Origin of the sequence: Citrobacter cronae, assembly GCF_016893685.1 — a bacterium.
GTDB lineage: Bacteria > Pseudomonadota > Gammaproteobacteria > Enterobacterales > Enterobacteriaceae > Citrobacter > Citrobacter werkmanii.
On the sequence record NZ_CP069763.1, the window covers coordinates 4,088,802 to 4,101,799 of the forward strand.

Sequence of the window (12,998 nt, forward strand, 5' to 3'; positions counted from 1 at the left end):
TCGTCTTATGCCGTCTGCCTGTCGGGTCGGGGCCGAGCCTGCGTCCATGCAGGCCGTCCCCTCTGTCCGCATCCCTGCGGACAGCCCCGGTCAGCCGTCAACGACTCATCGATTTTCAGCCGGACATGGGTCATCGCTTCAACGCTCTGACTTCCAGTTAAATCTGTTTTGCTGTTCAGATATTTTCAAATAAAAATACAGGTGGTCAGGTGTGGCTGGTCCGGCTGAAAATTGCCGRCGTGTTTCCGTAAGGCCGGGAGAGCCAGCATGGATGCTGGCTCAGGGCGCGCTTTGCAGGGACGCTACCTCGCGCCCGGMCCGGTAGCCTGAAGGAATAAGCAGAGGGAACCGCGGAGCGGCAATTTTCCCGCCGGGAGTCGGGATTGTAAAGGGCGTGGCGGAGAACGCCCTTTAYACGYTCACAGGAATCRGTGTYTCAGAGAAACGATGAACATGAGGTGAACGGAACCCTTTCTCTGATATTGCATGTTCATTACTTCCGCTAATACTGGTTGATGCTTTCTGATACTGAGACGCTAACTGACTAGCATTAAAGCACCCGGCTCCCTTTTTAGCTTGCTTACTGCGGATACTCCAACAGCAGCGCGTTAAGACGCTCAGCCATCAGTTCGCCACGCCAGCCGGAAATCAGCTCAGGCAGGGATTGCTGCGGCTTTAATTTCCAGTGCCAGTTGAGCAATTGGTTGATCTGGCGGCGTGAAGCCAGCAGCTCGACGCTGAGATTTTGCTCCGCACTGACTTCGGCAACCAGCGCCTTAATGGCTTTGAACGCCTTGCGGTAGCCTGGCATATCCATCAAATTCAGTAGCGGTTGCGGCAGCGACGACTCCGGTAAAGCCTGCGCTTTCTCGACAAGGGAAATCAGCGTCTTGCCGTGGAAGCGAATTTCGCTGCCGGAAAGCCCCAGGCTGTCCAGTTCGCCCAGACTACCCGGCATATAACGCGCCACCGCCCATAAGTGTTCCTCACGCACCACGAAGTTTACCGCCAGATCGCGCTCGCGCGCTTTACGCAGTCGCCAGTCGGCAAGCAGTTGCAGACAGGCCAACTGACGGGTACGCAGTTGCCAGGCATTGGTGATCTCGCGCCAGGCATCCTCGGGCGCCAGAATCTCCTGGCGACGCTGCTGCATTAAGCGACATTCGTCCAGCGCGGCGGGCAGCCAGCCGCTGGCTTCGGTTTCAGCCATCAGCGTTGTGGTGATCGGTAACAAATACCAGACGTCAGCCGCCGCGTATTCACACTGACGCTCGGTCAGCGGCCTGGCCAGCCAGTCGGTACGGGATTCGCTTTTGTCCAGGGCTATGCCAGTAAACTCTTCCACCATCGCGGCAAACCCCCACGACAGCGGGCGACCGCAAAAAGCGGCCAGGATTTGTGTGTCAATCAACGGCTGAGGGAGTTCACCAAAGGCATTGAGAAACACCTCCAGATCTTCACTACCGGCATGCAGAAACTTGGTTATCGCCGTATCACGTAAAATATCGCGTAGTGGCGACCAGTCAGTGATCCCCTGTGGGTCAATCAGAGCAACGTGTTTGCCATCAAACAGCTGGATCAACCCCAACTGCGGATAATAGGTACGCGTGCGAACAAATTCGGTATCCAGGGCTATCGCCGGAAATTCACGGACGGCTTCGCACAGCGTGGCCAACGCGTCGTCCGTAGTGATCATTTGATAATTCAAATCGTGCTCTCTTAGGTTTACGCCAAAAAAAACGCCGGATTACCCGGCGTTTTCTGCTGGCTGACTTAACGCTCAGCCTTTATTGTCCACTTTGGCACGTGCTTCGTCACGTAATTCTCGTCGCAAAATCTTTCCAACGTTAGATTTTGGCAACTCATCACGAAACTCCACCAGCTTCGGTACTTTATAGCCCGTCAGATGGCGACGACAAAAAGTGACCAGCGCCTCTTCGGTTAACGAGGCATCTTTCTTCACCACGAAGATTTTCACTGCCTCACCGCTGCTGCCCGATGGAACGCCAACCGCAGCGACTTCCTGTACGCCAGAATGTTGCATCACCACGTCTTCAATTTCATTCGGATAAACGTTAAAGCCGGACACCAAGATCATATCTTTCTTACGATCGACAATCCGCAGGAAGCCTTCATCATCCATCACCGCAATATCGCCAGTGTGCAACCAGCCGTCTTTGACGATTTCATCAGTCGCATCCGGTCGCTGCCAGTAACCCAGCATCACCTGCGGACCTTTCACGCACAGTTCGCCCGGCTCTCCCGGCGGCACTTCGTTATCGTCGTCATCCACCAGCTTGACCTCGGTGGAAGGAACCGGTAAACCGATACTGCCGCTGTGGTAGTCGATATCGTGAGGGTTGACGCTCACCAGCGGAGCGCACTCCGTCAGGCCATAGCCTTCCAGCAGATACTGACCCGTCAGCTTCACCCAACGCTCGGCCACCGCCTGTTGAACCGGCATGCCGCCGCCTGCCGAAAGATGCAGTGAGGAGAAATCCAGTTGCTGGAACTCTTTGTTATTCAGCAGCGCGTTAAACAGCGTGTTGACGCCAGTCATTGCGGTGAAGGGGTATTTCGCCAGCTCTTTGACCAGTCCCGGAATATCGCGCGGATTCGTAATCAGCAGGTTTTGACCGCCCAGCTCAATAAACAGCAGGCAGTTCATTGTCAGCGCGAAAATGTGATACAGCGGTAAGGCCGTTACCACCAGCTCTTTACCCGGATGCAGCAACGGTCCGTAGGTGGCGTTAACCTGCTCAAGGTTAGCCAGCATGTTGCGGTGCGTGAGCATCGCGCCTTTCGCCACACCGGTTGTCCCACCGGTATATTGCAGAAACGCCAAATCTTCCGACACCACTTCAGGCTTCACATACTGCATGCGATAACCGTTTTGCAGCGCACTGCGAAACGAGATGGCATCCGGCAGGTGATATTTTGGCACCAGGCGCTTAATGTACTTCACGACAAAGTTAACCAGCGTCCCTTTGGCGGTAGAAAGTTGATCGCCCATACGCGTCAGGATCACGTGTTGCACCGACGTTTTATCGACCACCTTCTCCAGCGTGTGAGCAAAGTTAGACACGATGACAATCGCCGACGCGCCGCAGTCATTGAGCTGGTGTTCCAGCTCGCGAGGCGTGTACAGGGGGTTCACGTTCACGACGATCATGCCAGCACGTAAAATCCCAAACAGGGCGACCGGATATTGCAGCAGGTTCGGCATCATCAGCGCGACGCGATCGCCCTTTTTCAGCCCGAGCCCTTGTTGCAAATAGGCCGCAAACGCCCGGCTGCGCTCTTCAAGCTTGCGGAAGGTCATCACCTCCCCCATGTTTACAAACGCGGGCTGATCGGCATAGCGCCTTACTGAGTGTTCAAAGAGTTCCACCAGGGATTGATAACGGTCAGGATTGATCTCCGCAGGGACACCAGCGGGATAACGGTTAAGCCAAACCTTTTTCAATACATCACCTCTAAAATGCATATTCGTCGTCATCACAACCCCAGGCAATAAACAAACTGTTAACATAATATTAACTCAGCGTACCAGTTTGTTTATTACACAACGACAAGGTTGCGAAGCACGTCACTATTTATTTTTCTTATATCCACATTAATGCAGAAACAGCGGACGAGCCGCTGTTTCTTTTACTAATAAAACAAAGAGTTACTCAGTTACTATGGTCTGAACCTGTGCCGGACCGGGATTGTACCATCCCCATCCGCCGTAGCCACCGTAAGGCCAGCCACGCGCGCCGTAGAACCAGGGGTCGATCGGCTGAGGCGGCATAACAATCTGCTGAGTAATATGCCAGCGTTTATAACCGGTTACCTGCATCAGCATGAATTTATACGGCGTACTGCCAATTTTTCCGTCCACTGTTCCGCTAATCGGACCGACGACGGTAACCAGTTGACCACGAAAATCCACCGGGTCGAGAAAGCCGTTTACATCGGCAAAAATTCGTCCGCGAGAGGCTTCGCCCAGCACGGGGCGCGCCCCGCTATCGAGAGGAACCGTGGCAATTTCCAGACGGGATTTCCCCTGCTGGTTCTGAATATCCACCACTTTGCCGCCGAAACGCGCTTCCTGTCCGACATAAAGCTGCGGCGCATTCATCACCCGCACCAGATCCTGCTGTGGCGTAGGGCTTGAGCCTTTAATCGCATCCGGGATGGTAACGCAGCCGCTTAGCATTAACGCCAATACGCCCGCCAACACACCTTTCACTACCTGCTTTTGCACCGCCATATTGCGACTCCCTCTTCTTAGCGCCTGCCCCGGAAAATTCACCGATGCGGTTCACTGACGACTGCGCGAATTAACCGGGGATGTACTACTAAGATTCATTCTTTACCGGGAAGTTTCTTCCACGCCACGGTGTTACGTAAATAAACCGGTTCAGCATGTTCAACGGCCACAGTCTTACCGGCAGCCAGCAATTGCGTGGCGACAGGCAGCATGTCTTCAGCCGCCGGCAGCAGAACAGCGCCATCGCTCAGCATCAGGCCGCTGTCTTTACCCAGTTCAGGCCAGGCAGGCCACCCAGTTCCGACAGTGACCCATTCGCCAGACAGTTGCAGCAAGCGTTCATGTACTTGTTCAGGCGTTAACACGGCTTCGGTTTCTTCACCGCGCCAGATGCCATTTTCATCACGCTGGTATTCGGCCCAGTAAACCTCGCCCATTCGCGCATCAATCGCCGCCAGCACGCGGGTGGCGCCAGACTTACGCCAGGCCCCCTGCGCCATGGTCGCCAGGGTAGAGACGCCGATCATCGGTAAATTCGCGCCTAACGCCAACCCCTGAGCAATGCCAATCCCGATACGTACGCCGGTGAAACTGCCTGGGCCGCGACCAAACGCCAGGGCGTCGATATCGGATAAGGCTAATTCGCCAGCGGCCAGGATCTCCTGGACCATCGGTAAAATTCGTTGGGTATGTTCTCGTGGGCAAAGCTCGAAATGAGCTTTGATAGTACCGTCATTCCACAGGGCAACAGAGCACGCCTCTGTGGCGGTATCGATAGCCAGAATTCGCATGGGTGTTTGTGATCAGATCAATAAATTTGGCGCGCATCTTACCACACTCCGTAACAAATTACTCAGTCGATGGTATGGCAAGAAAACGGACAGCACGCGCAATGTCACGCGTGCGCGGCGCAGGCGGAAGACTCGCCAGGAAGGTAGCGCCGTAGGGTCGCATCACCAGGCGGTTGTCGCAAATTACCAGCACGCCGCGATCGTCTGCGTCACGAATCAGTCGTCCTACGCCCTGTTTCAGGGTGATTACCGCATCCGGGAGTTGAACCTCGTCGAAGGGATCGCCGCCGCGCAGGCGACAGTCTTCCATCCGGGCTTTTAACAGCGGGTCATCCGGCGAAGTGAACGGCAGTTTATCGATAATGACCAGCGACAGCGTATCGCCACGCACGTCTACCCCTTCCCAGAAGCTGCTGGTAGCAACCAGTAACGCATTACCTGCGCTGACAAACTGCTGTAACAGTTGCCCTTTACTGGTTTCGCCCTGCAACAGGACCGGCAGCGTCATGGTGGCGCGGAATTGTTCTGCCAGATCGCGCATCATCGCGTGTGAGGTACACAGCATAAAGCAGCGACCGTTGTTTGCTTCAATAATGGGACGCAGCATTGACGCTAACTGGCGCGCGGCTCCCGGCTGGTTGGTTTGCGGGAGATTACGCGGCACGCAGAGCAGCGCCTGACGCGTGTAATCAAAAGGACTCGGCAACAGCATCGACTCGGCATCATCTATGCCCAGCCGCGCGGTGAAATGATGAAGGTCATCGTTTACCGACAGCGTCGCGGAGGTAAAAATCCAACAGCCCGGCTTTTGTTCCATCACTTCTTTGAATTTATCCGCCACGGTGAGCGGCGTCAGCGCAAGAGTGAAATGGCGGGAGGTGCATTCATACCAATAGCTGAAGCCTGGCTGGTTAATCTCTTTCAGGCGCTTCAAACGGGCGCGATAAAGCGTGGCACGCTCAAACGCAGCATCCAACAACGCCGAACGTCCAAGAGACAGTTTCGCCACGTCGTAACACAGCTCCAGCGTGTCATCGAGCAACAAAAACGCGCGCTGCACACGCTGGTCAGCCAGCAGTTCGCGCAGATTGCCGCGATAGCCCGGCTCGCCAAGTTGCAGGCGGAAGTCCTGCGCGCTTTGCGCCAGGCGATCGGCGCACTTCTGCAACTGCTGAGTGTCTTTCAGCTCGGTGCGATAGGCAATGGTGATGTCTTTCGCCAGGTCTAACAACTGACGACTGGAGAGCGATTGACCAAAGTACTGGCTGGCGATATCCGGTAACTGATGCGCTTCATCGAAGATCATCACTTCAGCTTCGGGGATCAGTTCGCCAAACCCGCTCTCTTTCACCACCATATCAGCGAGAAACAGATGGTGGTTGACCACAACCACATCTGCCTCCATCGCTTTTTTACGCGCTTTAACGACAAAACACTCTTTGTACAGCGGGCAGTCGCTGCCCAGACAATTGTCGTTGGTGCTGGTGACCAGCGGCCAGGCCTGAGAATCTTCCGCCACGCTGACGCAGGTACTGATGTCGCCATCAAGGGTTTGATTTGACCAGGAGCGCAGCAGAATGACGTCGCTTAAGGTTTGTACCGGCAGGTCGCCGCCCGCCAGCGCCTGCTGTTCAAGGCGTTCCAGACACAGATAGTTGGAGCGCCCTTTCAGCAGCGCCAGTTTGCCGGTGAATTCCAGCGCCTTTGCGACTGTCGGGAGATCGCGGCTATAAAGCTGATCCTGCAACGCTTTCGAACCGGTAGAGACGATGACTTTTTTACCCGCACGCAACGCAGGTGCCAGATAAGCGTAGGTTTTACCCGTTCCGGTTCCGGCTTCTACAACAAGCGGCTGTGATTTTTCAATGGCATGGCTAACGGCGAAGGCCATCTGCCGCTGTGGTTCACGCGGTTTAAAACCCGGTATCGCTTTAGCCAACTGACCGTCTGCTGCAAAATCGTCCGTCACACTGCCCCCTGTTCATTTGAACAGGGATTATGTCAGGCCAGCGGGTCTTTCGCCAGTTGAAGAGGTGACGTAGGCACAACATTATGGCAGTCTTGGCGCAACCTGAAGCCATTATGAAAAACGTAAATGAGGAATGATTTATGACAATTGTGCGCATTGATGCCGAAGCGCGTTGGTCCGACGTGGTTATCCATAACAACACGTTGTATTACACCGGTGTACCGGAAAACCTGGATGCAGACGCCTTTGAACAAACGGCGAATACGCTGGCGCAAATTGACGCAGTTCTGGAAAAACAGGGCAGCAACAAGTCACGTATTCTTGATGCCACCCTTTTTCTGGCAGATAAAAGTGACTTTGCCGCGATGAACAAAGCCTGGGACGCGTGGGTCGTCGCCGGTCACGCGCCGGTACGTTGTACGGTCCAGGCCGGGTTGATGAACCCGAAATACAAAGTAGAGATCAAGATTATCGCTGCGGTGTAAGCGACGTTACTCGTCTTCATCTTCGAAACGCGCCACGATCCGCTCGCCGGTATGGCTGGCGCGTAACTCTTCAGCAACCAGAGCAATCGCTTGTCCGCTGCTCATCCCTTGCGACATCAGTTCCTGAATACGCTCGACCGCTTTTTGCTGCTGCTCATGACTGAGTGAAGGTAAACCTGCAAACATTGTTAACTCCTGCTAAATTGTCTGCGCTAATTATTTCATGCTACCGGGCGGTTAGCCAGTAGAGTAGCAACGAGTCAGGACAGATGAAGACGTTATCTCCCGCAGTAATCACATTACCCTGGCGTCAGGACGCAGCTGAACGCTATTTTTCGACCTTAAGCCATCTCCCCTGGGCGATGCTGTTGCATTCGGGTCATGCTGACCATCCACATAACCGTTTTGATATTCTGGTGGCGGATCCTGTCGCCACGCTGGTTACGCGCGCAGAAGAAACCGTTGTCTATGACGGACACGCAACTGTACGCACGCTTGATGACCCAATGACGGTTTTACATTCAGCGCTCAGCGCACGGGGGATTCACCCGAGCTATCACCCCAATCTGCCGTTTCAGGGCGGCGCGTTAGGTCTGTTTGGCTACGATCTTGGCAGAAGATTTGAATCGCTGCCCACGATTGCCACGCGCGATATTGCCCTGCCGGATATGGCCGTCGGCATTTACGACTGGGCGCTGATTGTCGATCATCAGCTGCAGACCGTATCCCTGCTCAGCCATACCGATGTCGAAGCGCGGCTGCAATGGCTCAACGCGCAACAATCATCAAAACGTGAGCCATTTACATTAACCTCGGCGTGGCAGTCCAATATGAGCCGTGCCCAGTACGGCGAAAAATTTCGCCAGGTCCAGAGTTATCTGCACAGCGGCGACTGTTATCAGGTCAACCTTGCTCAACGTTTTCAGGCGCATTATCAGGGCGATGAGTGGCAGGCATTTGTACGACTCAATCACGCTAATCGTGCGCCGTTTAGCGCGTTCATTCGTCTTGAGGAAGGCGCAATCCTCAGCCTTTCACCCGAACGGTTTATTCTGTTGGAAAACCAGCACATCCAGACGCGTCCTATTAAAGGGACGTTGCCAAGACGTGAAGAGGCTGATGCCGATCGTGAGCAGGCCCAACTGCTGGCTAACTCACCGAAGGATCGTGCGGAAAACCTGATGATCGTCGATTTAATGCGCAATGACATCGGTCGCGTTGCCGTGCCGGGTTCGGTACAGGTTCCGGAGCTGTTTGTAGTCGAGCCGTTCCCTGCCGTTCATCATTTAGTCAGCACCATTACCGCACGTTTGCCGGAATCTTTGCACGCTACCGACCTGCTGCGCGCCGCCTTCCCCGGCGGCTCCATTACCGGCGCGCCGAAAGTGCGGGCGATGGAAATTATAGATGAGCTGGAGCCGCACCGACGTAATGCCTGGTGTGGCAGCATTGGTTACCTGAGCTTTTGCGGCAATATGGACACCAGCATCACCATTCGCACACTGACGACGACGGGCGGACAGATTTACTGTTCAGCCGGTGGTGGCATTGTGGCGGACAGTCAGGAAGACGCGGAGTATCAGGAAACATTTGATAAAGTGAATCGTATTTTGCACCAACTGGAGAACTGACACGTGGAATACAGCAGCCTGACGCTTGATGATTTTTTATCGCGCTTCCAACTCCTGCGCCCGCAGGTCAATCATGCCGCGTTAAACCAGCGTCAGGCAGCCGTACTGATCCCCGTCGTCCGCCGGCCACAGCCGGGTCTGCTGCTAACCCAGCGATCCGTTCATCTACGCAAACATGCCGGCCAGGTCGCCTTTCCCGGCGGCGCGGTGGACAGCACCGATGCCTCGTTGATCGCCGCAGCCCTTCGCGAGGCGCATGAAGAAGTGGCCATTCCGCCGTCATGCGTTGAAGTGATCGGGGTCCTGCCGCCGGTCGACAGCGTCACCGGTTTTCAGGTTACCCCGGTCGTCGGCATTATCCCGCCTAATCTGCCGTATCGCGCCAGTGAAGATGAGGTTTCCGCGGTGTTTGAAATGCCGCTGGCGCAGGCGTTACATTTGGGGCGTTACCATCCGCTCGATATTTATCGTCGCGGTGATTCTCATCGCGTGTGGCTTTCGTGGTATGAGCAATATTTCGTCTGGGGAATGACCGCCGGGATAATTCGTGAGCTGGCTCTGCAAATTGGCGTCAAGCCCTGACTATACTTATCTTTACGCACGCCATAGACAACTTGAAATTCAGGTCACAACATTAGTAAAACCGCGGTTATCTATTAGTTTAATTCATGTGAATAGTTAAGCCGATCGCCGCGTTCCCTCTTACACTATGCGCAGTTATAACATCGTTACTGGAAAGCCCAGTCGCCCTGTAGGAGTATTATCGTGATTAGTCTATTCGACATGTTTAAGGTGGGGATTGGTCCCTCATCTTCCCATACCGTAGGGCCTATGAAGGCGGGTAAACAGTTCGTCGATGACCTGGTCGAAAAAGGATTACTGGACAGCGTTACTCGTGTTGCCGTCGACGTGTATGGTTCACTGTCGCTCACGGGTAAAGGTCACCACACCGATATCGCCATTATTATGGGTCTGGCGGGCAACGAGCCTGCTACCGTAAACATTGACAGCATTCCCGGATTTATCCGCGATGTAGAAGCGCGTGGACGCCTGCTGCTTGCGCAGGGTCAGCACGAAGTGGATTTCCCGCAGAATGATGGCATGCGTTTTCATAACGGCAACCTGCCGCTGCATGAAAACGGCATGCAGATCCATGCGTATAATGGCGAAACCGTCATTTACAGCAAAACGTACTACTCAATCGGCGGTGGATTCATCGTTGATGAAGAACATTTTGGTCAGGATACCGCCAATGAGGTCAGCGTACCTTATCCGTTCAAATCCGCCACTGAAATGCTGGAATACTGCAACAGCACCGGCCTGTCCCTCTCTGGCATGGTGATGCAGAACGAACTTGCTCTGCACAGCAAAAAAGAGATTGAAGAGTACTTTGGCAACGTCTGGCAAACCATGCAGGCCTGTATCGATCGTGGGATGAACACCGAAGGCGTTCTGCCTGGGCCGCTGCGCGTTCCGCGTCGCGCCTCTGCCCTGCGTCGTATGTTGGTCTCCAGCGACAAGCTCTCCAACGATCCGATGAACGTGATCGACTGGGTGAACATGTTTGCGCTGGCCGTTAACGAAGAAAACGCCGCGGGTGGTCGCGTTGTCACAGCGCCAACTAACGGTGCCTGCGGTATCGTGCCTGCGGTCCTGGCCTATTACGATCATTTCATTGAGTCCGTCAGCCCGGATATCTACACCCGCTATTTCCTGGCGGCCGGCGCGATTGGCGCGCTGTACAAAATGAACGCATCTATCTCCGGTGCTGAAGTCGGCTGTCAGGGTGAAGTTGGCGTGGCTTGTTCTATGGCGGCTGCCGGTCTGGCTGAGCTACTGGGTGCAAGTCCTGAACAGGTGTGTGTTGCGGCAGAAATCGGTATGGAGCATAACCTCGGTTTAACCTGTGACCCGGTTGCCGGTCAGGTACAGGTTCCGTGCATCGAACGTAACGCCATTGCTTCCGTAAAAGCTATCAATGCCGCACGCATGGCAATGCGCCGAACCAGTGCGCCACGCGTTTCACTGGATAAAGTCATTGAGACCATGTACGAAACGGGTAAAGACATGAACGCCAAATACCGCGAAACGTCCCGTGGTGGTCTGGCAATCAAAGTTCAGTGTGACTAATACTTAATTTTCGCCCATCTGCGACGGATGGGCGAATTTATCTCCCCTTCCTCGTCTACTGTAATTTTCCCCACTACACTTGCTCTGTTGCTTTTGGCTTTTGTGACCAACGGCTTATCGGGCGGCCCGCATGCATACAGCACAACGGATCATTAAAAACTATCGCCGGAATCGCTTATTTGTTTGCACCCTATGTGCCCTGGTAACGCTTATTCTCACGTTAACGGTCCGATTTATTTCGGAGCGTAATTTAAATCATCGAAATACCGTAACCTTTGCCAACCACGCGGTTGAAGAGTTGGATCACGTGCTTTTGCCCCTTCAGACCGGACGAGATGTGCTGTTGCCGTTGATTGGTCTCCCCTGTTCAGTCGCGCGTTTACCGTTGAGCAAGCATGCTGCCAGGCTGCAAACGGTACGCTCTGTCAACCTGGTTAAAGATGGGATTCTGTATTGCTCCAGCATTTTTGGTTATCGCAATGAGCCTGTTCGTCAACTGGAGCCTGAATTACCAAGCCAGGAGTCGCTACTGCTGTTATCAACCGACCATTCGATAATTAAAGGCAGTCCGATTCTGACACAATGGTATCCATCCTCTGCCGATGGTGAAGATGGCGTGCTGGAAATCGTCAACATTGAGTTATTATCATCCATGTTGCTTGAGCCACAACTGCCGCAGATCACCCATGCCAGCTTAAGCGTCGGCAATCGCCATCTGCTCTACGGACAAGGTGTTGTCGATACGCTACCTGAACTAAAGAATGAAAAACGCTACCAACTCTCATCACAGCATTTCCCGTTTACTATCAGCGTTACCGGTCCGGGTGCCAGTGAACTGGCGATTAAACATCTGCCAACACAACTGCCGCTGGCGGTGATCCTCAGTCTGTTAGTGGGGTACCTGGCGTGGCTGGCAACCGCCAATAGAATGAGTTTCTCCTGGGAGATAAATCTGGCCCTTGCCGCCCGGGAATTCGAGCTGTTCTGCCAGCCGCTGCTCAATGCGCAAACGCAGCAATGCATGGGGGTGGAAATCCTGTTACGCTGGAATAATCCGCGTCAGGGTTGGATCTCTCCCGAAGTGTTTATTCCCATCGCCGAGGAGCACAACTTGATCGTGCCCCTGACGCGTCACGTCATCGCAGAAACCATTCAGCAACGACACGTCTTCCCCATGAGCAGTCAGTTTCATATCGGGATCAATGTCGCCGCCAGCCATTTTCGCCACGGCACGCTGTTAAAAGATCTCAACCAGTACTGGTTTAGCCAGCATCCCATTCAGCAGTTAGTCATCGAACTTACCGAACGTGATGCGTTACTGGATGTGGATTATCGGGTTGTACGCGAGCTAAATCGCCTTGGCGTAAAACTGGCGATTGACGATTTTGGCACTGGCAACAGCTCGCTCTCCTGGCTGGAAAAACTCCGCCCGGATGTACTGAAAATTGATAAATCATTTACTTCTGCGATCGGTACCGATGCCGTGAACTCAACCGTTACAGACATCATCATCGCGCTGGGAAAAAGACTGAATATCGAACTGGTGGCGGAAGGGGTTGAAACGCAGGCACAGGCACAGCATTTGCGCCGGCACGGTGTACATTTATTGCAAGGTTTTCTGTATGCAAAGCCAATGCCGCTACGCGATTTTCCAAAATGGCTGGCGGGCAGCACGCCGCCGCCCACCCGGCATAACGGGCGACATAGTATGCCCGTTATGCCATTTCGCTAAACCCG

General features: G+C 54.1%; 11 protein-coding genes. 5 read left to right on the forward strand and 6 right to left on the reverse strand.

What is annotated here, in order from left to right; genetic code table 11:
* Positions 1–580: 580 nt before the first annotated feature.
* The 5 genes from rnd to JSN25_RS17725 form a co-directional block, all read right to left on the reverse strand.
* A complete protein-coding gene (gene rnd / locus JSN25_RS17705) occupies positions 581–1,696 on the reverse strand; it encodes a ribonuclease D (protein WP_204525192.1) in 1,116 nt (371 codons plus the stop codon).
* Positions 1,697–1,780: 84 nt separating this feature from the next.
* The gene (gene fadD / locus JSN25_RS17710) at positions 1,781–3,466 is read right to left on the reverse strand and encodes a long-chain-fatty-acid--CoA ligase FadD (RefSeq protein ID WP_204525193.1); all 1,686 of its coding nucleotides are present in this window, start codon (positions 3,464–3,466) and stop codon (positions 1,781–1,783) included.
* A gap of 204 nt (positions 3,467–3,670) precedes the next feature.
* Positions 3,671–4,255, reverse strand: coding sequence for a Slp family lipoprotein (locus tag JSN25_RS17715; RefSeq protein WP_038641259.1), 585 nt, complete (start codon positions 4,253–4,255; stop codon positions 3,671–3,673).
* A 95-nt stretch (positions 4,256–4,350) separates the two neighbouring features.
* Entirely contained in the window at positions 4,351–5,046 is a 696-nt protein-coding gene (tsaB, locus tag JSN25_RS17720) for a tRNA (adenosine(37)-N6)-threonylcarbamoyltransferase complex dimerization subunit type 1 TsaB (RefSeq protein ID WP_199965842.1), read from the reverse strand.
* 58 nt (positions 5,047–5,104) lie between these two features.
* Positions 5,105–7,015 (reverse strand): DNA repair helicase YoaA, encoded by a 1,911-nt coding sequence (locus JSN25_RS17725; protein WP_038641263.1) that lies wholly within the window; start codon positions 7,013–7,015, stop codon positions 5,105–5,107.
* Between the two features lie 140 nt (positions 7,016–7,155).
* On the opposite strand from JSN25_RS17725, the gene JSN25_RS17730 reads away from it, so the two are divergent.
* Positions 7,156–7,500 carry a RidA family protein gene (locus JSN25_RS17730; protein WP_042307863.1) on the forward strand — a complete coding sequence of 115 codons (345 nt, stop codon included), beginning with the start codon at positions 7,156–7,158 and terminating at the stop codon, positions 7,498–7,500.
* Between the two features lie 6 nt (positions 7,501–7,506).
* Here JSN25_RS17730 and JSN25_RS17735 read toward each other — a convergent pair whose 3' ends face one another.
* Entirely contained in the window at positions 7,507–7,686 is a 180-nt protein-coding gene (locus JSN25_RS17735; protein WP_003020986.1) for a YoaH family protein, read from the reverse strand.
* An 83-nt stretch (positions 7,687–7,769) separates the two neighbouring features.
* Here JSN25_RS17735 and pabB point away from each other — a divergent pair, with 83 nt between their 5' ends.
* From pabB to JSN25_RS17755, 4 genes are all read left to right on the forward strand, one after another.
* Positions 7,770–9,131, forward strand: a complete 1,362-nt coding sequence (gene pabB / locus JSN25_RS17740) for an aminodeoxychorismate synthase component 1 (protein WP_204525194.1) — start codon at positions 7,770–7,772, stop codon at positions 9,129–9,131.
* 3 nt (positions 9,132–9,134) lie between these two features.
* Positions 9,135–9,713, forward strand: coding sequence for a CoA pyrophosphatase (locus JSN25_RS17745; RefSeq protein WP_038641269.1), 579 nt, complete (start codon positions 9,135–9,137; stop codon positions 9,711–9,713).
* 183 nt (positions 9,714–9,896) lie between these two features.
* Positions 9,897–11,261, forward strand: a complete 1,365-nt coding sequence (gene sdaA / locus JSN25_RS17750) for an L-serine ammonia-lyase (protein WP_038641271.1) — start codon at positions 9,897–9,899, stop codon at positions 11,259–11,261.
* 130 nt (positions 11,262–11,391) lie between these two features.
* Positions 11,392–12,993, forward strand: coding sequence for an EAL domain-containing protein (locus tag JSN25_RS17755; RefSeq protein ID WP_150345109.1), 1,602 nt, complete (start codon positions 11,392–11,394; stop codon positions 12,991–12,993).
* Positions 12,994–12,998 lie beyond the last annotated feature (5 nt).